23 protein-coding genes are annotated in these 23,274 nt (G+C 33.7%); 17 read left to right on the top strand and 6 right to left on the bottom strand.

Annotation, left to right across the window (positions count from 1 at the left end; translation table 11 throughout):
* Positions 1 to 28 precede the first annotated feature (28 nt).
* The 15 genes from KVT27_RS13115 (at position 29) to KVT27_RS13185 (ending at position 16,634) form a co-directional block, all read left to right on the top strand.
* Positions 29 to 2,227, top strand: coding sequence for a lanthionine biosynthesis protein (locus KVT27_RS13115; protein WP_254636141.1), 2,199 nt, complete (start codon positions 29 to 31; stop codon positions 2,225 to 2,227).
* A gap of 11 nt (positions 2,228 to 2,238) precedes the next feature.
* Entirely contained in the window at positions 2,239 to 2,964 is a 726-nt protein-coding gene (locus KVT27_RS13120) for an ABC transporter ATP-binding protein (RefSeq protein ID WP_008179401.1), read from the top strand.
* 12 nt (positions 2,965 to 2,976) lie between these two features.
* A complete protein-coding gene (locus tag KVT27_RS13125; RefSeq protein ID WP_036119391.1) occupies positions 2,977 to 3,717 on the top strand; it encodes an ABC transporter permease in 741 nt (246 codons plus the stop codon).
* Positions 3,718 to 3,722: 5 nt separating this feature from the next.
* Positions 3,723 to 5,147 carry a hypothetical protein gene (locus tag KVT27_RS13130; RefSeq protein ID WP_217581447.1) on the top strand — a complete coding sequence of 475 codons (1,425 nt, stop codon included), beginning with the start codon at positions 3,723 to 3,725 and terminating at the stop codon, positions 5,145 to 5,147.
* Complete coding sequence (locus tag KVT27_RS13135; RefSeq protein WP_217581448.1) at positions 5,147 to 6,820, top strand: YcaO-like family protein; 1,674 nt, start codon at positions 5,147 to 5,149, stop codon at positions 6,818 to 6,820. Before KVT27_RS13130 ends, KVT27_RS13135 begins: the two co-directional genes overlap by 1 nt.
* A gap of 20 nt (positions 6,821 to 6,840) precedes the next feature.
* Entirely contained in the window at positions 6,841 to 8,007 is a 1,167-nt protein-coding gene (locus KVT27_RS13140) for a hypothetical protein (RefSeq protein WP_217581449.1), read from the top strand.
* A gap of 11 nt (positions 8,008 to 8,018) precedes the next feature.
* The gene (locus KVT27_RS13145; protein ID WP_036119380.1) at positions 8,019 to 8,852 is read left to right on the top strand and encodes a thiopeptide-type bacteriocin biosynthesis protein; all 834 of its coding nucleotides are present in this window, start codon (positions 8,019 to 8,021) and stop codon (positions 8,850 to 8,852) included.
* 18 nt (positions 8,853 to 8,870) lie between these two features.
* The gene (locus KVT27_RS13150; protein WP_217581450.1) at positions 8,871 to 9,608 is read left to right on the top strand and encodes a SagB/ThcOx family dehydrogenase; all 738 of its coding nucleotides are present in this window, start codon (positions 8,871 to 8,873) and stop codon (positions 9,606 to 9,608) included.
* 34 nt (positions 9,609 to 9,642) lie between these two features.
* Entirely contained in the window at positions 9,643 to 10,470 is an 828-nt protein-coding gene (locus KVT27_RS13155) for an ABC transporter permease (RefSeq protein WP_235213937.1), read from the top strand.
* A gap of 158 nt (positions 10,471 to 10,628) precedes the next feature.
* Complete coding sequence (locus tag KVT27_RS13160; protein ID WP_217581451.1) at positions 10,629 to 11,219, top strand: accessory gene regulator AgrB; 591 nt, start codon at positions 10,629 to 10,631, stop codon at positions 11,217 to 11,219.
* 15 nt (positions 11,220 to 11,234) lie between these two features.
* The gene (locus KVT27_RS13165) at positions 11,235 to 11,366 is read left to right on the top strand and encodes a cyclic lactone autoinducer peptide (RefSeq protein ID WP_217581452.1); all 132 of its coding nucleotides are present in this window, start codon (positions 11,235 to 11,237) and stop codon (positions 11,364 to 11,366) included.
* Between the two features lie 109 nt (positions 11,367 to 11,475).
* A complete protein-coding gene (locus tag KVT27_RS27255; RefSeq protein WP_217581453.1) occupies positions 11,476 to 12,777 on the top strand; it encodes a sensor histidine kinase in 1,302 nt (433 codons plus the stop codon).
* Positions 12,778 to 12,786: 9 nt separating this feature from the next.
* Positions 12,787 to 13,530, top strand: coding sequence for a LytR/AlgR family response regulator transcription factor (locus KVT27_RS13175; RefSeq protein ID WP_217581454.1), 744 nt, complete (start codon positions 12,787 to 12,789; stop codon positions 13,528 to 13,530).
* A 321-nt stretch (positions 13,531 to 13,851) separates the two neighbouring features.
* Positions 13,852 to 15,804 (top strand): lipoteichoic acid synthase, encoded by a 1,953-nt coding sequence (ltaS, locus tag KVT27_RS13180; protein ID WP_036119359.1) that lies wholly within the window; start codon positions 13,852 to 13,854, stop codon positions 15,802 to 15,804.
* A gap of 314 nt (positions 15,805 to 16,118) precedes the next feature.
* The gene (locus KVT27_RS13185; RefSeq protein WP_036119356.1) at positions 16,119 to 16,634 is read left to right on the top strand and encodes a DinB family protein; all 516 of its coding nucleotides are present in this window, start codon (positions 16,119 to 16,121) and stop codon (positions 16,632 to 16,634) included.
* A 144-nt stretch (positions 16,635 to 16,778) separates the two neighbouring features.
* Here KVT27_RS13185 and KVT27_RS13190 read toward each other — a convergent pair whose 3' ends face one another.
* Entirely contained in the window at positions 16,779 to 17,243 is a 465-nt protein-coding gene (locus KVT27_RS13190) for a DinB family protein (protein ID WP_036119353.1), read from the bottom strand.
* 192 nt (positions 17,244 to 17,435) lie between these two features.
* Between KVT27_RS13190 and KVT27_RS13195 the strand changes: the two genes are divergently transcribed.
* Entirely contained in the window at positions 17,436 to 17,864 is a 429-nt protein-coding gene (locus KVT27_RS13195; protein WP_217581455.1) for an NUDIX hydrolase, read from the top strand.
* 59 nt (positions 17,865 to 17,923) lie between these two features.
* Positions 17,924 to 18,241, top strand: a complete 318-nt coding sequence (locus tag KVT27_RS13200) for a hypothetical protein (protein ID WP_150907066.1) — start codon at positions 17,924 to 17,926, stop codon at positions 18,239 to 18,241.
* Positions 18,242 to 18,289: 48 nt separating this feature from the next.
* Here the strand turns inward: KVT27_RS13200 and KVT27_RS13205 are convergent, their stop codons facing one another.
* The 5 genes from KVT27_RS13205 to KVT27_RS13225 form a co-directional block, all read right to left on the bottom strand.
* A complete protein-coding gene (locus KVT27_RS13205) occupies positions 18,290 to 18,472 on the bottom strand; it encodes a hypothetical protein (RefSeq protein ID WP_036119345.1) in 183 nt (60 codons plus the stop codon).
* Between the two features lie 175 nt (positions 18,473 to 18,647).
* Positions 18,648 to 19,127: a GyrI-like domain-containing protein gene (locus tag KVT27_RS13210; RefSeq protein ID WP_217581456.1), complete on the bottom strand. Its 480-nt coding sequence runs from the start codon at positions 19,125 to 19,127 to the stop codon at positions 18,648 to 18,650.
* A 75-nt stretch (positions 19,128 to 19,202) separates the two neighbouring features.
* Positions 19,203 to 20,699, bottom strand: coding sequence for a serine hydrolase domain-containing protein (locus tag KVT27_RS13215; protein ID WP_150907068.1), 1,497 nt, complete (start codon positions 20,697 to 20,699; stop codon positions 19,203 to 19,205).
* A gap of 168 nt (positions 20,700 to 20,867) precedes the next feature.
* On the bottom strand, positions 20,868 to 21,989 hold the full coding sequence (locus KVT27_RS13220) for a hypothetical protein (protein ID WP_217581457.1): 1,122 nt from the start codon (positions 21,987 to 21,989) through the stop codon (positions 20,868 to 20,870).
* Between the two features lie 250 nt (positions 21,990 to 22,239).
* The gene (locus KVT27_RS13225) at positions 22,240 to 23,247 is read right to left on the bottom strand and encodes a nucleoid-associated protein (protein ID WP_008180818.1); all 1,008 of its coding nucleotides are present in this window, start codon (positions 23,245 to 23,247) and stop codon (positions 22,240 to 22,242) included.
* Positions 23,248 to 23,274 lie beyond the last annotated feature (27 nt).

The following is a 23,274-nucleotide window of genomic DNA, read 5'->3' on the forward strand; positions in this document are numbered from 1 at the left end:
TTTAAGGAAATACTCAGGGCCAATTTTATTGAATCAACTAGTAGAGCTTTTAGATCAATTGGAGTTGTACCAAGAAGCACTGCAACAAAGTTATGAGGAAGCTGTATTGAAGTCAAGAGAAATTCTGCAACGAGAAATAGCAGATGAGCAGCTGCAAAAGACCGTTTTATTTTTTAATCAAACTATTTATAAGAACATTGAAAAATATTTATCCAAACCTGTCCAAACACATAATAAAAAAGAAAAAAAGTTGGACAATTTTATTATCAACTTGTTAATGCGCAGCTCTATGAAGACTAGTCCGTTTTCTTATCTTACGCAAACAGGTTCTTCTGGTAATCGATTTTTAATCAAAAAGAAGGCAAACATCGAATTAAACCATGCGCTACTTTTTAGAATATTTTTGGAAGTTATTCGTACGAACAACGATACATTAGAAAAAATTCCAGTCCATGTTTCTAAATTTGGGCAAAGGAATTCTAAAATCTTTTTTGTCACGCAAGAGAATGTACCGCAATCTAAGAAAATATATGAAACACGAGATAAGCTGGTTGAGATGGGGATTGCGGAAGAAGTAATTCAATTTCTAAAGAAAAAACAAGGGCAAACGATGTATTATAAAGAATTTGCTCAATTTCTAAGTGAATATGATCTTTATTCGGGGCATGAGTTGGATGTATTTAAAAAGCTTGTTTCCACGAAAATCGTAGTACAAAAAATTTCAGTAAATGCTAAAAGAAATCTTGTAGAAGAAATGATTTCCTATTTAAAAGACCACGATATTTGCGAAGAGCTATCACGCCAGCTGCAAATCATTAATGAATTGCAAAAGGAATTCGAGCAGGCAGATACAAATGAGCGGATAGTTCTTTGGAAAAAGATTGAGGATATTATTAAAAATTTGAGTGAAACTATTCCGAATTTTGGTACGGAGATTCTTTATGAAGATATCTTGTTTGATGCTCAAAGTAATAAGAGCAGCATTAAAGATATTGACAATAAATTTTCTAATCATTTTTTTGAAGAAATTACGGCATTTTTACTGTTGTTTGATGTGAATATTCGTGTGCAATACGAAGTTGCTGCGCTTTATAAAAAAATATATGGGCACTCGGAGATTAGTTTATCTGACAGCAATTTATTAAACAATGTATTCTTCGAAAAATTGAGATACTTCTTCCCTTATTTCCAAGACATGGATTACCGCTATGATGATGCGATTGCACCTGAAGTAAAGATTTTGGATGATCTTAGAGACGAATTTAAAGCATTCTTTTCCCAATACTTAGATGAAAATCAAGATGTAGAAATAGATTTTCAGGAACTAATCAAGCCCTTCTCTAAAAAAATTCCTAAGTATATTAAATACGGCAATGAATTTAGTATGACATTCTTTTATCAGCTTTTTCAGGAGAAAGTAATTTTAAACGATATTTATGACGGTCAGGAGAAATTTTTATCCAGGTTTAAAGACTTCTTCGAGGATTTGAATACTGATTCACAGTATCAAGAATATATAGGGAAAAATTATTACGATAAAAATTATTATGAAGTGACAGAGCTGTTTGGATTTAATGGCGGTATTCATGATAGAAATTATAAACAAAAATTAAATTTAGAGTTTGGAAATCAGAGATTCCATGATGTTGGGTATCCTCATATATCAGATTTCTCGGTTAGATATGATGAGAAAACGAAAAAATTGAAAGTGCTCGACCATCAGAAAAATGAAGCAAGGGTCGCCTATAAATCGTCATTAGTGCCAGTGTTTCTACCAGGTGTTTTATCTGTATTGCTACTGTTGTTTCAAAGCGGAAGAATTAACTTTGATATAAATTACTTTTTGAAAAAGAGAAGTGATATGCCAAGAATTAGTTTTGAAAATATTGTGATGTACAGGAAGAAGTGGAATATCAAACACGAGGATATTGAGCGTATAAGCAAGGATGCGGCAAATGAAGTAGAACTGTATACATTAATAAATAACTATTTTCAAGACAGAGATTTACCAGAAACTTTCTTTTTAAAGAAATATCGTATGGGTGAAGAAATTTCTGCGATGAAGCCATTGTTTATTGATATTACAGTACCCATACTATTCAAACATTTTATGAATGAAATTACTAATGAAGAAAGTGAAGATCCTACGTTCTTTATCGAAGAGGTGTTACCTGAATTTAAAAATGAGCTTAGGGAATATGTTGTGGAATATACGATTGACAATTAGGAGGGTGAACGATGCAGAACTTTAATGTAAAGGTAGAAAAACTAACGAAGAATTATGGGAAAAAGGCTGTTCTAAAAGGAATAGATTTTATTGCTGAAAAAGGTGAGATTATTGGTGTTATCGGTAAAAATGGAGCTGGGAAATCAACATTCTTAGAAATTTTAATGACCATTAAGGATTTTAATGACGGGAAGGTTGTTGTCTTTGGTAATAATTTAAAAGAAATTGATCAAGCACAGCTTGGAAAAATTAAAAGCAATATATCCGCAGTATTGCAACCTACACAGTTTTATAAAAAATTAAAAGTAAAAGAATTACTAGATCTTTTTAGATCTTATTATGGTAGCAAAGTAGATCTGAATGAAATTATTGAGGAGTTTGAATTGCAGGAGCATTTAAATACATTCTTCGATAATTTATCTGGAGGCTGGAAGCAAAAGGTTAGTCTAGCAATCGCTTTTTCTTCTAAACCACGTTTGATTATTTTGGATGAACCGACTACCGGACTGGACCCTCATATGCGAAACATATTATGGGAAAGTATTACAGGATATATTAAGAAAAATGACAGTACAGTCATTTTATCGACTCATTATATGGATGAAATCGAACTCTATTGTGATAAAGTTCTTTTCATTAATGAGGGTGTAACCGAAGTATTCGATACACCAGAAAATATTCTGAAATCCGGTCATAAATCTATTAATAGCTTTTATCTCGATAAAATTGCCAAATAAGGGGGAGTAAATATGTTATTAACACAAATTAAATATGACTTAAAAATGTTCTTTAGAGAGTTGTTTTATTTAGTCTTTACGGTTGTTGTGCCGCCTGTCACATATATTTTAATGGGACAAATGTTCAGTAATGCAACCTATAGCGGAGGAATGAACTATGTTCAAATGTATACACCTTCGTTTATTGTCCTCATTAGTTTTTCAGTTGTATTTTTTGCCTTTGGTTTTGATCAGGTAATGAATCGTGCAGCTGGTATTGAAAAAAGACTTTTCATTACGCCGATCACTGATAAAATTCTTCTTATGTCCAGTATTGCTAAGTCATTTATTATAGCTACAGCAGGATTTTTCTTAATCACTTTGATTGGCTTACTAGTTTATGATTTGCAGCTTTCAATTGTTAATTTTTTGATGTCATATGTAAGCTTATTACTAATTAATGCGGTGATGTTGGTTTATTCTCACGCAATTTATTCAAACTTTAAGGAAGTAAAAACAGCACTTATTTTGTCTATTGTATTGTTCCAAATTGTTATGTTCACTGGCGGCTTCTCTGTTCCAGTGGAAAGTCTTCCGAATTTTGTGAAGTATGTATCTTATGTAAACCCATTCTATCATTTAAATAATATTTACATCTCAATTTGGAATCAGACATTTGAATTCAATCAAGATATGCTGATTTCCATCGGGTACACATCGGCCCTTCTGATTATTTCATTAGTTGTCATTAAGTTCAACAATAAGAAGGAGTGAGTAATATGCTAATAAAGGCTCGAAGAAATATTCGATATCACTATAATGAACCAGACCTATTTATATATGGATCAAATGAATTAATAAAATTAAAACTAAGTATTTCAGAATATGATGAAATCACTTCCTTGATTAGTAAGGCCTATCAGGGAAGTGAAGAAACAGCACTTTTTGAAGAGTTTAACCGCTACACAAAACTCATTCAATTTCTTATAGAAAAACATGTTTTTTATTTAATTGATCCAAAGGTTTATGATCTTCACAAAAACAGTCTCTATTTGCCGTGGGTTGAAGAGCAATGTCTATCAGTAGAGAAAGGTCTGAGAGACATTGAGAAAATTTGTGTGAACATTCCCTCATCTTATTTTGGTGCAATTTATCTCAGTGAATTATTGGCAGAAAATCATATTCAACATGAAATTGTAGAAGTAGAAAATATAGAAGTTTTGGCAGACGGGAAAATCGCTGCATATTATTATATTGGGAAAAAAGAAGATAGAATATGGGTTTCCACAAGAAATCATTCGGATTTTGAGGCTGTGTCAGCTGAGGATATTTCAGAGAAGCTTCTAGCAGGTTTCCTTTATTATGGCGCCATTATATCTATCATTGGGAAAGAGGCCCCTGTATTCAATATTAATTCCCTTATGGAAGTTGAAAGGAAGTTGGCATTTGATGGAATTAAAAAGGTGGATTATCAAATTTCAAGAAGAACGCCTCAAGATGCTATCAAGAATTATAATTCACTCGAAACTTTTGTAAAAAAATATGATTCAAAGATAGTATCTTTTAATAAAAATAAAGCCTATTTTACTTACAATCAATCACCATTGCAGATTATTACTGTACAAACAGAAGACGATGAAAATTACTTCTTTGCAGATATTTCTTATGAAAGGCTCGCACAGTTTCTTTCAGAGGCAGCATTTATCGAAATATTAAAAAACAGTTATTCAAAGGATCTTCTGTTGAAGCAGCAGGGAAAAGTCATCTATAGTACCCAACATCATAAAACAGGGAAACTGTACAGATTAGATCTGAATGAGTTGAAGGAATCAGAACTTATTAGTAGTTTAATGAATCAAGAAAAGTTATCTACCAATTTCTACCTCCAGGCATGTAGTAGAGGGGGGTATTACTTGTATGCTGTAAATGACAAATCAGAGGCATTCATTTTTCAACTTCCTGTAAAAACAGCAGCTCAGTTGACAACAGTTTTACTGACGTGGATTAGTATGCATATGAATGATGTATCTATTAAGGAATCATTCTTCCAAACCATAGATTTAAATGAGCTCCATCTAAAAGAAGTCAGTTCGGTAAATTGGGAAATCTCTAATCAAGAAAATTTAGTAATTGGTCAGCAGACTACTGTAGGGAAAATTCTCAGTGATCATGGTTTTGAATATGAACTTTTGGAGGTGGAGTGATGACCATACAAACAAACATTGCTACGATTCTGACAAACCAAAAGTATATTTTTATTCATTCATCAAAGAATGATTCATTCTTTTGCTTAGATTGCTTTAAGGAGCGAACAAAAGAACTGAAAAGCTATCAACAATATTTTGGTTGGCAAGAAGACCAGCCAAATCGATTAGAATCAGAAATAATTGATACGCTTGTGCAAAAGCTCCAAACAAATAGCGAACCGTTCCTCTATGAAATAAACCGAGATACATTGGAAATTCAAGCGAAAGCAACCTTCAAGCGAGGAGATTGTCAGTGTAATGTAGATACTGGTTCAAATCGACCTCAGGAATTGGATACGCTATTCAATGCAAAAGATAATCGGCAATTGAGCTTTGAACAAGTAAGAGAGAAGATTGAAAGAAATAAAAAATTAATCTATGAGCACCCATCTTCGATTGTAAATGCATTGGCTCGCTCCGGCGATTCTTATGGAACACCAATGGTTCAGACAGAAGTATTGTATAAGGGAATATCAATGCTTTCCTATGGTCGGACAGGGACGTATGAAAAGTCAAAATATATTTCTATTTTGGAATCGTTGGAGCGCTATGCCACAGCGTTTCCTTATAAAAAGCAACAAAGGGCAATGAGGGAAAAAGATTCTGAAGTGATTGATCTCACACTGAGTGAAGTGATGGCTCAATGCAATTATGGCAATCCAGAAAATTATTCGGAAGATCAGCCACTGAATTATGAAAAAGTTTGGGCATTGCATAGTGAAAGAGATGTTCTAATTCCCGAGCAACTGATTTATTATAACTCTCATGTTGTTTCGAATGAAAAAAGATATATTTACGAAAGCTCCAATGGCAGTGCTCTTGGTTCAACAGAAGCAGAGGCCAGCCTACACGCGATGCTAGAACTGATTGAACGAGATGCTTTTTTAGCTACTTGGTATGGACAGATTCCACCGGTCAGAATTGATGAATCTAGCATTCATTCTAAAAAAATTCAGGCTTATTTGGACTCTTTAAAGCAAAAAAACATCCATGTACATTTGTTTGATATATCGATGGAAGTGAAAATTCCGACAATCTGGGTCTTATTAGAAAAAGAGGAGCCTAAGGAAAATGAAATGGCCTTCTACACGGCTGCGGCGGCTTCCTTTGACTTGGAAGAGTCAATCGAGCGAGCGTTGATTGAAGCTACAACTGCGATTACTGTTTTTACAAATGTCTTCAATAATGAGGAATATCAGACTAGGAAACGACAATTGTTGGACAATCCTCAATCGGTGCACAAGTTGGAAGACCACTTGCTACTTTACTCAAACAAGGAGATGAAATATGCATTTTCGTTTGCATTGAATACGGAAATGATGTCTTCCTACGAGCAATTGGAGGCAGGATATACAGTATATCAAGGGAAATTTTCCGAGGTTGTTCGAACGCTTGAAGGCCAATTGGTCGATATATCTGGTAAAGCATATCGAGCTATGACAGAAAACCCGAATTTATTTTCTGCAGGATTTGTAAATGTGAAATATATAGTGCCAGGTATGTTGACGATGACTTTTGGGCATCAAAATAGACGAGTTGTCAGTCAACGAATTGAAAAAGCTATTCAGTTTAAGAAGAAAGGGAAGCTAGATAAAGACTGGATAGAGAAAACACCCCATCCATTTCCATAATTGAACGGGAGGGAATAAGGATGATTGATCAACAATATTTAGATCGATTCGGAGAGGATCGCTATAAGCAATCATTGTCTGTTGCACAAGTTGATGAAGAACCACTGTTTAATAATCATTTAGATGTGATTGACATGAAATTTTTGAAGGAACTTGGTAAAAGTGATGGCTGGAGTTCTATTATTTACGATCTCTATTATTATTTAGAGATGATTCAGCGGATAGATTTTTTCAGCAAATACTATTTCCATTCTTTTTCTCCCAAAGCTAGAAATATAGATAGTCTCAAATTGGTATTCGTTCATAAAACCCATATGTTTGTTTACAAAGCATTAACAGACAAAGTTTATGTATATCACCAAGAATATTTTAAAGGATTGAATGCTGAAAGAGACTATCTCGTCATCGTCAATGACAATCGCCAGCTTCAAAAATATTATGGTGAGTTTTCTTTAATGCTAAGTTTATTGAATACAGGTCATTATCTTTATAATCTTGACTATGTTTTAAATGGTCATCAAATTCGTCACCGTAAACTAACAACCGCATCGCTTGGAAAGCCTGTTGAATTTGTCACAATTCCGCTTGTATTGGAAATAGCTTTAGACCAAGAATATCATTTGAGTACAACAGATATAAAAGCGCAACCGGAGACAGAATTTTTCAGGAGAAGAGTATCTGAGCAGAATATTAAAGGTGATGCAGTAGTTAAAAAGTTGATGTCAGCTAATACACACCATCGAATACTGCAGGAGTTCCAAGCAGCTGTGCAGGACTATCCTGGAATAGGCTTGTGGACGTTTATAGATAATATAACTGATGTCAAAAGTGGCTTTTATCGGATTCGAGAAACGTGTGAATTTATTCAACCGAAAGGCAAACTTATGTATACGAAGATGTTGCAAGAATATCAAGATTTCACTAATTTGGAAGGCATGTATTATTGGCTATTTTTTACCTTTGAGAAATCAGGTCAGGATTATGATGATATTTTTTTAAGGATGGGTCATTTTGCACAGCATTTATCTATTATTGCTGCGAAGTATGGATTGGCCGCTCGAGGGATTAAAAATTATAACGACAAAATAATAAAAGAAAAATTCAATTTAGAGAACAATGAACAGCTTGGCTACTCGTTAAATCTTTTTAAGAGCTGGAACACAAGTCACAGTATATTTCTAAAATAAAGGAGGACCTTATGTGGGTATCTAAACATGTATTCATTCATGATTATGTCTTAATTGAAGAATTTTTAAAAGAGTGTTTGTTGCCATATTTAGATAGAGAAAAAGTTCGATATTTTTTCATTCGTTATTGGGATGGTGGTCCCCATATTCGATTGAGATACCAAACAGCACAAGACGCAGCAGAAAAAATTGAAAAAGAATTGGAGCACTTATTGGAGAGCTTTCATCTAAAGCATAGTAGTCACTCATTTCAAGCTATTTCCTATGATGAGGCGATCATTCAGACAGAAGGCATTGTACCAACTGCTCCGTATCCGAACTTTTCAATTCAGGCGATCGAGTATGTACCAGAGCTAAACCGTTATGGGGGCGAGGCAGCAATGACGCTGTCTGAAGAACTATTTGTCCACTCTTCAAAATTTGCTGGACAAATTATTCAAAAGCTTAATCGAACTCAGCGTTATGTGTTAGCGATTGACCTCATGTACAACTGTACAAAAATTGCTCAAGAATTAGGATATATTGAGAAGCATGAGACAATGTTTTATGCGTATCGTGAAATATGGACACAATTTTCTCAGAATAAGACCCCAGAACAAATATATAAAGTGATTAACAACAGAATTGATCAATTGAAAAATGGAGAACTTGCCATTGAATTCTATCAGCCTTATCTTAAGGTTTTTAAATCTATGCTTGCTCAAATAAAGTTATGTCAAACGACAATGGAGCCAAAGTACGCCTTTTATATTGTCATTTCTCATCTCCATATGTTGAATAATCGATTAGGGGTATCTCCGGAATATGAATTCATTTTTTCAGATGCTTTTCTTAAAGCTGGGTGATTTCTTAAAAAGGAGGAAATGAATGTGTGGAACTTTAAAGGGGAGCGGAATATAGAAAAAAAATTCATTGATTATCATATGATGTCAATCAATGAACCTGAATTCACCAATACTCAAGTATATGCGCATAGACCGAGAGAGTTGCAGGAAAATGGCCATTATCCGTTAATTGATTTAGATTATACGATTGACGATAATAATATATTTGAAAAAATATTAGGGACGAGATATTCGGCAAGGGAACCATTCAAGGCGAATGTGAAAGTCGATAAAAAGGTAATGGCACAATTTACTCAATTGGCCATGATTGGTGGTGAAAAAGAAAACCGTACATACCCTTCTGGGGGGGCACAGTACTATGTTAACATTTATTTTTTATTCAACGAGCAATTGGTAGACGTTGATTTGATAAAGCAGGGGAATATTATGCTGCTGAATAGTGATACTCAAAAATTATTAGTTAAACAATACGTGCCGTGGGATCAAATGAGTAAAGCGTTTATCCAAAAGTATTTGGCAAATACCGCTCAGTTCGCAGTTGCTTTGAGTTGTGATATGTCGGGGATCTCAGGAAAGTATACAGATATCTCCTATAAATTGGTACAACAGGAGGCCGGACATATTGGACAGAATATTCAGTTGGTAGCGAATTACTTAGGATTGGAAAGTGTACCACTGGGCGGTTTTTATGATATTGAGTTATCAAAACTTTTGAGTGATAACCAAACATCCTTGTATGCATTTCTTATAGGATAGAAAGGAGTGGAGGTTGAATATGTATTGCTTAAAATTGAAATATCAAGTAAAAAAAATGAACGATTTCTTTATGATCCAGGATTGTATAACATTAGAAACAGTCATGGCCTTTAAAGTTAAAGATATCGAGTTTAATAGATTAAAAGAGATTATTTATCATGGAATCGATGAAACAATGGACTGCTCGGAAAATAAGCTTGGAAAACAGCTTTTGGAAAAGGACCCTACATTGTTTATCTCCTATGAAAAACAAAAATCCAGAGATCTATTGAATCTAGTGAGAAGCTATACAGAATTTTTTACCCCTTATTTCATTTCTACAGAAGCTATTGTAGAGTACTTGATTTTTGCAGAAAAAATTATTGATACAGGGAAAATCTTTAACATTCAAGTCATGTTAGAAGATAAATTCCCAAATGTTCAAGAGTTTCTGGAAAAATCACCGTTTGTACAAACTATCTATGATGAAAACCCACAGGACAATATTGATTTGTTAATTGGAACACAAAAGAAAATTGCAGAAATCAATCAAGTTGAATCTTTTGCAAAGTATATACTGGCTTTGAGCTGTCAGGAAAATAGTTTAGAGATTGGTCCATTAATCAATACAACGAAGTTTGAAATCCCTAAGTTTTCAATAGAAGGTGAGCTGAATGCAGCCATCATGCATCATGAAGAGTTGTTGATGTGTTTCTTCTTAGAAAGAATTCTATTTATTCAGTTATTTAATTTATATAATAAAATGCGACAAAATGAATTTTTCCCCACTAGAAACAAAGTCTGTATCAATCGAATGGATCTTCAAGGATATAGTGAAGCGGTTACGCTGTATCCCAAATATTTGGTTGAGTTTGTCGTATGAAAAATTTCATAATTGTAAGGAAAATACTCGTAACTGTGTATTTTCCTCTTTTTTTTTTGCATATATGTAATCAGAGTAGTAAGTTACTAAATATTTAAAAAAATGCTAGAAAAGCAAGATATACTATTATTGTAAAGAAAAACAAGGAGGGGATAATAATGGAAATACTGCTAAAGGGATTTAGGGAAGACGTGTTGGCAGAATATATGGTTAGCAAATTAAAAGAAAGACAAGAACTGACCAGAATTCAAGAATTGAAGTGTAAATTGGGTATTGAAGTCTGTCTCATTAATCTTGGGAAGGCCGTTCCTGTCTATTTGACTGCATTTTTACTTCATTCAGTGTGGCTAACATTTATTTTTCACAGTGCTTATTTATTAGTACGGGTCTATGCTAGAGGTATTCATGCTCAAAAAAGCAGTACCTGCACGTTGATAAGCATTTTCCTTTTCGGGATACTACCGATCATCATACGAGATATTTCAATATCAGAATCGATGTTCTGGATAGGTATTCTAGCTGTATATATCTGTCTTTATAAATATGCCCCTCAAGATACAGAAAAGAACCGTGTTAATGATAAAGCGTTGAGAGTAAAACTGAGAAACAGAGCCATTATTGGCTATTCGATTTGTGTAGCTGTAATGGTTAGTACAAGCTCACAACTAGTCATCAATCAAGTATTTTTTGGAAGTCTACTAGCTGTATGTTGTATTCTTCCATTAACATATAAATTATTGAAAAAATAAAGGAGGAAGAAGGAAATGAAAAAAATTAAAAATATGTTTGCAGAAGGTCTAACAAAACTGTTTGTTGCAGTAGGAGGGCTAAGTGTTCATAATTTCTGTGTATTGTATTCATTTGAACCAACAATTCCAGAAGAACTAAAAAAGTAAATTATACGTGAAATACTAGATTTTCGCTAAAAATTCTAAATTTTGCTAATTTGGTTTTCTATAGTATAATATTCATACTAGATTCCTATAGAGAGATGAGGATTAGCGTGTGATTCTATTAGCTATAGTTCAAGTCGCCATTCAGTGTATTTTAGTAGCTTTTGTCATAGGGAAACGTTTTATTCGAAAGGAAAATATTATTGCAGTTATACTGTTTAGTCTAATCATGGGTGGGCTATATCCGTATCTAGATATTTTTGGTTCGCTCTTAATATTTGCGTTTGTTCTGGGTATGTTTAAGTATACCTATCTAAAGTGGATACCTGCACTGTACTACGCATCAACAATAATGATTGGTATGATCCTCATTGATCATATAACAACTTTCATTTTGGGAAAAGTTTTAGATATTGATACAATCTCCTCAGCAACAAACGAACTCATTTTTTCAGCCGTATTACTACATCAATTTATCACACTCATCATTGGTATTATATTTATAAATCTTTGGAAAAAAATCACTTTCAGAGTTTTTGAGAAGGATGCAGAAGATAGGATTACAAAACGAATTTTAGCTTTCTTGGGTCTTTTTACATATACAATTTATTTTACAATGATTGTTTATGTACGATTAACAGGAAATCAAAATACGCTAGTATTGATGAATACGCTGTACTTATTTATTTATTTCGTTATTTTTGCTGTCAGTTTGTCGTTCCTAGTATATACCTTCAGAAAGCAGTTAGAGATGAGGGAGAAGGAAATTGAGCTAAACAGTATACAAATGTACACGGAACAGCTGGAAAAAAACTATTATGAAATGCGAACTTTTCGCCATGATTACATCAATATCCTATCTTCTATGTCCGAATATATTAACAATCGTGATATGAATGCTTTAGAGAGCTATTTTAATGATAATATTATGCGTGTCAGTCAAGAGATTCGGGATAATGATTTTAAAATGAGAGGGTTGTCTGAAATTAAAATTCCAGAAGTAAAAGGTTTGGTTTCCTCCAAACTGATTACAGCACAAGAAAAGGGGATAGATGTGGTTTTTGAATGCCCTAACGAAATTCATTATTTGAATATGGACAGTGTACTATTGTGCCGCTGTATTGGAATTATTTTAGACAATGCCATTGAAGCAGCTGAAGAGGTGGAGAAGGGTATCATACGAGTGGGGTTTGTTGAGCTCGAACAATCCGTGTCCTTTGTAGTTTGGAATACGTTTTGTGATACAGGACATAAACTTTTTCAATATTTCGAAAAAGGGTTCTCGACAAAAGGTGAAAATCGAGGCTTGGGGCTGAACAGCCTGAAGAAGATGGTTGATCAAGAAAATATGACACAGTTGGATACAGTTATCGAGGATGGTTTTTTTAAGCAGGAAATTGTAATTTTAAAGTGAGGGATTGAGATGATTGATGTTTTTATCTGCGAAGATCAAAAGGAACAAAGAGAGAAGATAGCCAGATATGTTTCAAATTATATAATGATTGAAAATCTGGATATGCAACTGGTCCTAACGACCGCGGATCCAGAAGAATTATTACACTATATAAATGAGAGTAAACGATCTGGTTTATATTTTCTTGATATCGACCTGAATCATGAAATGAATGGTATTACACTTGGCGCGGAAATCAGAAAAGTGGATCCAATAGGCGATATAGTTTTTGTCACAACGCACTCAGAACTTACTTATTTAAATTTCATTTATAAAGTAGCAGCGATGGATTTTATTATTAAAGATGATGTTGATTCAATACAAAGGAAGGTTATTAGCTGTTTAAAGGTGACAAATGAAAGAAAGCAAGTGACGAATAAAACATCCAATAAAAAATTCGTTCAAAGAATTGCAGATAAAATTATTAGTGTTAATTTTGATGAAATTATGTTTTTTGAATCCTCTCCATTACATAAAGTTGTTTTACATTTGGATAATCGTCAAGTGGAGTTTTATGGGAAACTGAAAGACGTAGAAAAAGAGTATGAAAGTTTCATTCGTTGCCATAATTCCTTTGTAGTAAATATCGACAATATTCAGGAAGTGGATTTTAAAAAGAAAGAAATATTAATGAAAAACGGAGAAATTTGTTATGGGTCAGCACGAATGATTAAGGCTGTACAGAAAAAATTAGAAATGAATGTTATCGAATAAAAGTATGTTGATTAAAAATGGATGAATTTAACGGAAATAGAAAAGGTAGAATCATTACTTAAAATATCCGGTAAATGCTAGTTAAAAAACTAACAATTACCGGATATTTTTATGCCAACATTTGTGTTAATTAGTAATGATTATACGAATTGTCTATTATGATGCCTAACAACTTGACAGAAGTCTAAATGGGGAGTACTATACATTGGTCGCGAAAAAAGCTATCGTGGCGTAACATTATTTTAAATGCCATGCAATACTTATAATATACGTTAATAGACATCAAGATTAAATTCAATAAGTACAAGGTAGGTGCAAGAAATGAGAAATTTATTTAGTAAAAAAGACGACCTATTGAACAACTTTTTTGGAATATATGTAGTAGCTGTTTTAATGTTATGGATTAAAACATACATCTCTCAACAAACACAATTTGACCTAGGTGTAGAAGGAGTAATTCAACAATTCCTTTTACTATTAAATCCACTTGGTTCAGCCATGCTATTTCTAGGATTTTCATTTATCTTTAGAGGAAAACGAAAATATACATCACTTGTTGTAGTGTACACGCTGATGTCCATTCTTTTGTATGCTAATATTGTTTATTACCGATTTTTTAGTGATTTCATTACATTGCCAACACTTTCTCAAACGCAGAACTTTGGTGATTTAGGTGGTAGTGTTCTTTCTTTATTAAAACCATATGATATCTTGTTCTTTGTTGATGTATTCGTAATGTTCTACCTACGATTCTCAAAAAGAATTCAAAAAGATACAAAACGTTTTGGCTATAAAAAGGCAATGGCGATCATTACATGTGCATTAGCTATTTCTATTCTTAATTTAGGGTTAGCTGAGGCTAATCGTCCGCAGCTATTAACAAGAGGTTTTGATAGAAACTATATTGTGAAATATTTAGGAATGTATAACTATACGATTTATGATTCAGTAGAAACGATGAAAGCATCTTCACAAAGAGCTTTAGCGGATAGTAGTGATATTACAGAAGTGATTAACTATACTAAAGCCAACTACGCAAAGCCAAATGCTGATTATTTTGGGAAAGCAAAAGGAATGAACGTGATCTATTTACATTTAGAATCATTCCAAAACTTTCTTATTGACTATAAATTAAACGGTGAAGAAGTTACACCATTTTTAAACTCATTAGCAAAAGATAAAAATACATTGTATTTTGATAATTTCTTCCATCAAACTGGACAAGGTAAAACGTCAGATGCAGAATTTATGCTAGAAAATTCTTTATTTGGGTTACCGCAAGGTTCTGCTTATATTACAAAAGCACAAAATACGTACCAGGCAGCTCCTAGTATTTTAAAAGATTATGGTTATACATCGGCTGTATTCCATGGTAATAACGGAAGCTTCTGGAACAGAAACGTGATTTATAAATCCTTTGGCTTCGATAAGTTCTATGATGCTAGTTATTATAATACGGGCACTTCAGGTGATATGGCTGAGTATGGATTATTAGATAAACCATTCTTTGAACAATCTCAAAATCTTTTAAGCTCTTTACCACAACCGTTTTATACAAAATTAATTACGGTTGGGAATCACTACCCATATAAAATGAATCAAGACTTAGTAACAATCGATAAAGCAAATACAGGCGATGCAAGTGTTGATAATTATTTCCAAACTGCTCGTTATGCAGATGAAGCAATCGAACAAGTTTTCCAACAATTAAAAGAATCAGGTTTATATGATCATTCGATGATTGTTCTATATGGCGACCATTATGGTATTTCAGATAATCATAACGCAGCCATGAGTCAAGTAATTGGAAAAGATATTACACCATATGAAAGTGCTAATTTACAACGCGTTCCATTATTCATTCATGTTCCGGGTATGGAGGGTGGTACTAACCATACGTATGGTGGGCAAACAGACCTTCTTCCAACGTTATTACATTTACTAGGAATTGATACGCAACAATTTGTTCAATTTGGATCTGACCTATTGTCAGAAGAGCACCATGAAATTGTGCCATTTAGAAACGGTGATTTTGTCAGCCCAAAAATCTATGCAGTGAATGAAAAATTTTATGATAATGAAACAGGTTTACCACTAGATGATAGTCAATTAGAGTCTGCGAAAACAATTAAGAATGAAGTAGATCTTAAATTGCAACTATCTGATAAAGTCGTGAATGGTGACTTATTGAGATTCTATAATCCAACAGGGTATACGCCAGTTGATCCTTCTCAATATAATTACTCCAAAGAAGACGATGTAGAATCGAATTAATGGTAATCCTTTGCTAGGCAGGTTAAGAAAATGAGTAAGGTATCAAGGAGAGTATGTTTGAGTGCTCAGCTGATACCTTCCCATTAGCTTGACCTGTTTTTTTATACCTGATGATTCAGCACTAAGTAAAATAAATAAGGTAAACCTTACAGCCACTACGGTTGTAAGGCTTTTTATTTTTTTGTAGAAAAGATGCTGTGATTTTAATGCCACTAAACGAGTATTAGCAATAATAACGCGAAAATGGAGGAAAACTATTCATATATGAAGAAGTAGTAAAGGGCTATTATATTATTTTCAAGAGGGGGATTATTTTGCAATTATTGTTTAAATATAATTGGGTGGTAAGAGAAGATTGGTTCCGTTGGTGTGAAGAGTTGACTGAAGAAGAACTTTTAGAAAATCGAACAGGTGGTATGGGTAATATTCTACATACACTCTTCCACATAGTGGATGTAGAGTGGAGTTGGATACGCGTATTACAGGGTAAAGAGGATTTTCAGGAGAATTTTGATGACTATAAAAGCCTTGAAAAAGTTCGGAAATTAACAGAAGAGTTTCATTTAGAAGTAGCAAGCTTTGTAAACAAATGGGATGCTAGTATGGAAAAGCGTTTACTTCATCTTCCATTAGAGGATGGAACAATCGAGACGCATACATGGGGTGAAATCATTCGCCATACTATTGCACATGAAATTCACCATATAGGACAATTATCAATTTGGGCTAGGGAGATTGGGAAAAAGCCAGTTTCTGCAAACCTAATTAGACGAGGGCTATCCTCAGCATTCGTGGATTCGGTAGATGCACTTCAAGCAGACTCAAAATAAAAAGCCACTCAGATGAGAGGCAATTGTCTTTGAATGGCTGAATTGACCAGTGATAAACCTCTCTCTTTAGGGTGAGGTTTATTTTAATGGAATTCGTTCCGTATTCTTTACAGAATGGGTGCCAAAATATAATCTAAATAAATACTATTTTTTCATCTTACGAATATATGCTAATTGTCCAATATGGTAGGCATTATGAGTGGCGGCATTGGAAATAATAGCCCACCATTCGGCCTTTACTGGATAACCATTTACATCAGATAGTAGTTGCTCCTCTTCAAGAAGTTCCTGCCACTGAAGTAGCGTTTTTAACAATTTATCCTTTAGCTCCAAGAAAGTGACCTCATCTTTAAGAAGAAAGGTATCATCATTGCTTTTAACTTGTGGACTTGCTTGGACATGATTTTCCTTATATCTGATTTGCCAAGTTTCATTCCAATAAATGAGATGTTGGACAATTTCAGCGATACTATGACTGGATTCATCGGGTTTCCAAAATGCGTCTTCCTCAGACAGTCCTTCAACTACTTCATGAAATGACATATACCAGCTACGATCATTTGCATTTGCTAGAAGCTGATCTAATAAAATAGTTTTAGCATCCATCATTCACGTTCCATCTCCTTCCTAGTATACTTCTTACTAGTTTATCATGTTAATAACTGGTCTGAAAACAATACATCAATACGAGCTATATCTGTACAAAACATTCGCATAAAAGACTTTTGTTTACGATAGGCGAATTGTTATAATAAAAAAATGCACCTAGGACATAGCTAAAAAAGGATTTGGAGGAAAAAAATGAAGAAAAAGCAAATTATAGCAAAAGCTATATGTGTATTTAGAAAAGAAGATGCAATACTTGTCTGTGAAGGCTTTGATGAAGTAAAGGGGACATTTTATTATCGACCAATAGGCGGAAAAATTGAATTTGGTGAGACGAGTTCGAAAGCGATAAGGCGAGAAATATTGGAAGAAATCGAAGCGAGTATTACTAACTTAAAGCATGTAGGTACAATCGAAAATATATTTACATATAATGGTGATGATGGGCATGAAATAGTGTTTGTCCATGAAGCAGATTTTATTGAAATGTCCTTTTATGAAAAAGATTCTTTTTGGGGGCAAGAAGATAATGGTATACGCTTCAAATTGCTGTGGAAGCCCATTAGTGACTTCTTAAATAATAAATGTAATTTAGTTCCAGATGGATTATTCGAATTGCTCTAGCTTTTACGTAATGGCTTGTATAAGTATCATATGAAAACTAAGTTTAATGGGGGGAGGACATGAGTAAAACTAGGCTATTTGTGATGTTCTTATTATTTGCATTTGTAGGCTTACTTGTAGCCGGTTTTTATTCTATTAATCATGTACAAGTTGAAAGCACCTATCTACTTGAAGAACAAAATATTGTCGAAAAGAACGGCCAATATTATTTGTTAATTGATGACCGAGAGTTGATTTTATCAAAGAACTTTTACGAAAAAATACAATTAGAAAAGTATAATGAATATAAAATTAATTATGTATATAATCGTTTAATTAATAATGATGGTGAAGTGGTGAAGCTTAAAAGATATGGTGAACAGCCATGGGGAAAATAACAAAGCGCTATGTTCAGCGTTAATTTTCATTGATAATGATTCACGACATTAAGATAGATCTGCAATTAATCTACCTACACCTCTAAACAACCAAAAAATTAATCTGAATGGCAATAAAATCAGCTCTGGTAACCAACATAGCACATCTTGAAATAATTCAAATAGGGAGTACTTATTATGTTTTTTGCTTTTTCTCGGTTTTCTTTTTTTACTTTGCCACCATTCATTCATAAAACAAACCCCGTTTCCAAAAATTCAGTCGAATCATATAACTTTTATTAAATAAATTTACGTTCCAGATTGGATTTAGTTTCATTTTTTGTATCCTTTCATTATTTTAAAATAGCCAGTTACTCATGACTATTCGAGTAACTGGCTATTTATTTAATCCATGGGGTTAAGGAGATTATAATGGTATAAAAAGTTTAATAATATGATTATGATTGTTCATAGCTGCTAGTTCATCCCATTGTTCGATATCAAATGGTCGCGGGGTTACATAGTTATGGTCTTCTAACCAATCATTCATAGCCATATAAGTACTATCGATATTTTCCTCAGGTCCTTGGTGCTTAAATACTAAAAATTCACCGTTAGGAATGGTATGTGTAATCATAGCGTTTGGTACAAATGAAAAATCACTTACTTCCACTGCTACAATATGTGTATAAGGGGTGTCAGGTGTCCATTCTTCTTCATCATATAATTGGATAAGAAAAATGCTATTATCTATCCTATTTTTGATGAAAGGAAGTTGAATTAAAACTTGTTCTCGTAGATTTTTTACAATGTTTAATTGAATGTCCTCGTTTAGACTGGCCTTAGTAGAAAATCCTATGAAATTCATCCTTTGTTTATGGACCTTTTCAACATCTTTTAATAACATTTACTCACTAACCTTTCTATTTTAGAATATCCTAGCAAAAGCTTGTTGGTATATAGTCCAACATTCCATAGACAATTAATCTAGTACTTTCCTTTTTGTCATAATGAGTATAATCCCCCATGTTAAATATAGAATACAAGCCATTATAATGCTAACCAATAATACCGACATAGAGGTTGGTGCCCACACCTTAATAAAGGTCCAATTTAAACCGCCAAGTAATACTTCTGGCGCCATAATAATTGCTGTTATCAGGATGGCAACGAGTAATGAATGGAATATTAATAAAATTATTCTCTTTTGAGTTAACTGAGTCAATTGGCGTCTTTTTTTATACATGTTGGTGGCCGTTTTGATTAAAAGATAGCAAAGGATTAGACAGATACCTATTATAATTATACTTATGATCGTGACGATTTTATCTAACTTTTGATAGCTAGTAGCATGTTGGGGAGCCGTCGTTTTACCCTCCCATAAATCCATGATTCCTTGGCCGATAGCAGCTGTCGAGCTTGTATTCATATTGGCTAAAATCGCAACCCCTATTTGCTCATCAGGCTGCATCATGAAATACGATGTAAACGTCGGATTTTCTCCAGCATGGTAAATGTATGGCTTGTTTTCATGGTCAACCACTGCCCAACCAGTAGCATAATAAGTATTTGTATCAAAAGGTTCTACAGAGTGGTCAGGGGTATGGGATTCTTTAATGGTGTTAGCGTCAATTGAATAAATGTCACTATTGCCTAACTGTAATTTCAACCATTTTGCAATATCATTTGCGTTACTGATGATATAGCCAGCAGGGATATTTCCGCGGTAGATAGGAGCTGTAAAAGGTCGTTCTTTCATAAGCCCTATTTTATAACCCGAAGCCATATGAGGGGATTCTACTTGATGAATTCCTACAAACGATTCATACATACCAATAGGTTCTAAAATTTTATGTTTGACGTATTGATCATAGGGCAGTTTGGATACTTGTTCAATGATTAGTCCTAACACATCGTAATTAATCGTTGCATACTCAAAAGAGCTTCCTGGTTTTCGATTTAATGTTTGATTTAGTAATGTTTTGACCGTTTGTTCAAGGGCGTTTTTGTCTGTGCTTTCTGGAATTTGAACTATGGAATTAGATGGAATTCCACTTGTATGTGACAGTAATTGCTGAATCGTTATAGCTTCTTTTTTTCCATTATAGGTTAACGTTAACCATGGGATATATGTTTGAATATCATCTGAACGTTTTAGTACACCCCTTTTTTCCAATTGGAGAATGGCAAGGCCAGTAAAGGCTTTGGATGTGGAGCCTAGCTCAAAAAGAGTATCTGAAGTGACGGGTGTCTTTGACTTCGTATCTGCATACCCAAATCCTTTTTGATAGACAGTTACCCCCTTATTAACAATAATTACTGAAAGGCCAGGGATTTTACTAAGGGCTCGTTGTTCCTCAATAAAGTGTTCAATTTTACGGATTTTTTCTTCGGATGTTGCATGTGCGAATTGTGGTAACATCGTACAAAATACTAGTATTACAGCAATCATCACAGATTTTTTAATAAATAGTGTCATGCTCATTTCTCCTTAACATATAAATTGCTTGTTACAACAAGGATTACTATATCAAGCAATTTATGGTCCAGCTATCGATTAACATGACTATTCCATGGAGTACATGACAATTTTGTCATATAAGAGAAAAGGGCTACTCCTATAATAAATAGGAGAGCCCTACTAATATTATTTTGTTTGTTCTGGAAGTAAATCGTTCCCGTGAATGATTAACTTCGATGCCGAAATCAAAATGTCTCTATTTGCCAAATAATAGGGATCTAAAATTTTATAAAAGGCTTCCCATTGGGCAGCAGCCTTTTCATCTTCACCTTTTTGATCTAAGGCATTTGCTTCTTCATAGAGCTGTTTTAATTTTGTGTAATCCGATTTGCTAATGTCAAATTCGATATCTGACATATATTCTTCAAAGGAAATTGGCTTATAATATGAATTAATGACTTCGTAGAATCGATCCCATAGCTTGATGGAAAGCTCTTCGTTTTTATCTTTATCGGCTTTTTGAGCCTCCTCATAAATCGCCTTTAGCTTTACGAGATCCTCCTTAGTTATATCTAAATCCATATCAGCCATATACTGCTCAAACGTTAGTGGAGGATATAGCTCTTGGAAGTATGCCTCTAAAATAGTAAAGATTTTATCTATTTTTTCTTGTGCCTCATCTGATTTATCTTCTTTAGTGAATTTTACCCAATCATCATAAAGTGCTTTAAGCTGTTCTTTATCTTGTTTTTTGATGACGATGTTTTGCTCAGCAAAAGCAGCTTCATTAATGAATTCTTCAAAAGGCTCAGGCTGCCAATTTGCCAATTCATAAGGTCTTGTAATTTTATTCATGGCCTGATAAACTCGGTCCATTTCTTCATAATTCTCTTCTTTTTCTGCTTTTTTCATGTCAGTGAAGAGCTTTTCTAATTGAACTAACTCTTCTTTTGTGACTTCTTTAGGTAAGCTTTTTTTATACACATCAAAAGTATAGAAATCTGAGTAATCTTCTACAATGCTTCCTTCAACAGCGATTTCCTGTCCTTCTACTAGCTTTAATTGTTCGATTTGCTTGTCAGAGAATTTGTGTAAGCCAATAAAATAATTTTTGCCGTCAGCTCCTTTAATAGAAAGGCCATCGCCATCAAAGTACTTAATGGTACCTTTTATCTTTTGTTCTACTTGCATAGTGACTTGTTTAGTTGTATCAACTGATGTTGCACCAGCTTGAAGCGGGGTCATTACGGCCATTCCTAGTGTTAATGCGGAAGCTAAAATCCAAGTTTTCTTAAAAGGTTTTTTCATTTTTATCCATTCTCCTTTAGGTTAACTTCTGTTACCAATTATTAGACGTTTTACCAAAAGAAAAAGTTTTATCTTCTTTAAGAAAAATTTAAAAAGAATATGGTGGTGGTTGCTAAGGCAAAAAAGGCATCCCTTTTTAAGGGAATGCCTTTTTTATAATGAAATAAGGGTAAGCCATTGATTTTCACTAAGCGATCAAGCGATAGCACTATAACCATCGAGCCTGGACTTCTCGAAAGGGGTCCCTTATTTATATTTCATCCTGGAAATAAATTTTATAAAATTTTCGATTTGTTGCTTCATCATAGCCAACTTCAATCAGCTCATCTATTTGATCGATATGCTGAATATTGACTTGAATTTCAATATTGGAATCAAGCTTTATTTTGCGTTTATATTTTTTTTCAGCTTTTTCTAGTGCGCTGTCAGAAATAACGGTTTCATAAGGTTTGACTGAATTGACGAGGATATCCTTTTGGGTAGCATCCGCTTGCTCAAATACGGTGTCAATATAATGGTCAACTTGAAATTCCTCTTCATTTCTAAAATAATCTAACGTTTTATTTAAAAAGCCTAGCTTCTCTGTGTTCGAGTAATTCTCTTCTTTTAAAATATACTTTTTGCATTCATTAAGCGCTAAATCAGTTTTATGGTAATGCTCGTCTGCTGCTTTAATTTTTAAAAATCGTTCTTGCCAGTAGACGATATCCTCTTTTCGCTTCGTCTTTATAAATACAGCAGGGGGTTGCTCTTGTCCCATATCTACGATGATCGCCATATTATTAATTTTTTTCACATTAATGCCATCCACACCGTGAATGATCATTTTATTATTGTCATTTTTGACATCTAAAAACATTTCTTTTTCATCAATTTTAACAATGGCAATGACCTTTTTAACCTCATTTAATAGAAAACAATTTTCAAACAAGCCAATAAATAGCTCTCCACTTTTAATATTTGGGTGCTGGGATACACTATGTAAGTGCTTCGCCATATTTTGAGATTGTTCAAGAAAGCTACTGTCCTGCTCGAATATTTTTTTGGAATAGGCAAAAACTTCATTTAGCGCAATATCTGTTTCATGGAAAAATTCATATTGCTGTTCGAGCTCTATTTTACTAAATGCAAGCTGTGTAAAGGCAGCCTCTAGCATGAGCTCTGGCTGTGTAAATTCCTCTTCTCCTAAAAGAAGTGTCGACTCGCTCAAAAAATGGATACTATAATGGGCTAATTTACTTTCATTAACTTCTAGCATATATGTCACCTTCTAATTTTTCATAGT

Origin of the sequence: Lysinibacillus sp. GbtcB16 (assembly GCF_019091145.1) — a bacterium.
GTDB classification, from domain to species: Bacteria; Bacillota; Bacilli; order Bacillales_A; family Planococcaceae; genus Lysinibacillus; species Lysinibacillus fusiformis.

Bases quoted from the DNA above. Each gene is read 5' to 3' on its own strand.
- KVT27_RS13120 (WP_008179401.1), top strand. From the start codon at position 2,239: ATGCAGAACTTTAATGTAAAGGTAGAAAAACTAACGAAGAATTATGGG.
- KVT27_RS13125 (WP_036119391.1), top strand. From the start codon at position 2,977: ATGTTATTAACACAAATTAAATATGACTTAAAAATGTTCTTTAGAGAG.
- KVT27_RS13130 (WP_217581447.1), top strand. From the start codon at position 3,723: ATGCTAATAAAGGCTCGAAGAAATATTCGATATCACTATAATGAACCA.
- KVT27_RS13135 (WP_217581448.1), top strand. From the start codon at position 5,147: ATGACCATACAAACAAACATTGCTACGATTCTGACAAACCAAAAGTAT.
- KVT27_RS13140 (WP_217581449.1), top strand. From the start codon at position 6,841: ATGATTGATCAACAATATTTAGATCGATTCGGAGAGGATCGCTATAAG.
- KVT27_RS13145 (WP_036119380.1), top strand. From the start codon at position 8,019: ATGTGGGTATCTAAACATGTATTCATTCATGATTATGTCTTAATTGAA.
- KVT27_RS13150 (WP_217581450.1), top strand. From the start codon at position 8,871: ATGAATGTGTGGAACTTTAAAGGGGAGCGGAATATAGAAAAAAAATTC.
- KVT27_RS13160 (WP_217581451.1), top strand. From the start codon at position 10,629: ATGGAAATACTGCTAAAGGGATTTAGGGAAGACGTGTTGGCAGAATAT.
- KVT27_RS13165 (WP_217581452.1), top strand. From the start codon at position 11,235: ATGAAAAAAATTAAAAATATGTTTGCAGAAGGTCTAACAAAACTGTTT.
- KVT27_RS13175 (WP_217581454.1), top strand. From the start codon at position 12,787: ATGATTGATGTTTTTATCTGCGAAGATCAAAAGGAACAAAGAGAGAAG.
- ltaS (WP_036119359.1), top strand. From the start codon at position 13,852: ATGAGAAATTTATTTAGTAAAAAAGACGACCTATTGAACAACTTTTTT.
- KVT27_RS13190 (WP_036119353.1), bottom strand. From the start codon at position 17,243: ATGATGGATGCTAAAACTATTTTATTAGATCAGCTTCTAGCAAATGCA.
- KVT27_RS13195 (WP_217581455.1), top strand. From the start codon at position 17,436: ATGAAGAAAAAGCAAATTATAGCAAAAGCTATATGTGTATTTAGAAAA.
- KVT27_RS13200 (WP_150907066.1), top strand. From the start codon at position 17,924: ATGAGTAAAACTAGGCTATTTGTGATGTTCTTATTATTTGCATTTGTA.
- KVT27_RS13205 (WP_036119345.1), bottom strand. From the start codon at position 18,472: ATGAATGAATGGTGGCAAAGTAAAAAAAGAAAACCGAGAAAAAGCAAA.
- KVT27_RS13210 (WP_217581456.1), bottom strand. From the start codon at position 19,127: ATGTTATTAAAAGATGTTGAAAAGGTCCATAAACAAAGGATGAATTTC.
- KVT27_RS13215 (WP_150907068.1), bottom strand. From the start codon at position 20,699: ATGACACTATTTATTAAAAAATCTGTGATGATTGCTGTAATACTAGTA.
- KVT27_RS13220 (WP_217581457.1), bottom strand. From the start codon at position 21,989: ATGAAAAAACCTTTTAAGAAAACTTGGATTTTAGCTTCCGCATTAACA.
- KVT27_RS13225 (WP_008180818.1), bottom strand. From the start codon at position 23,247: ATGCTAGAAGTTAATGAAAGTAAATTAGCCCATTATAGTATCCATTTT.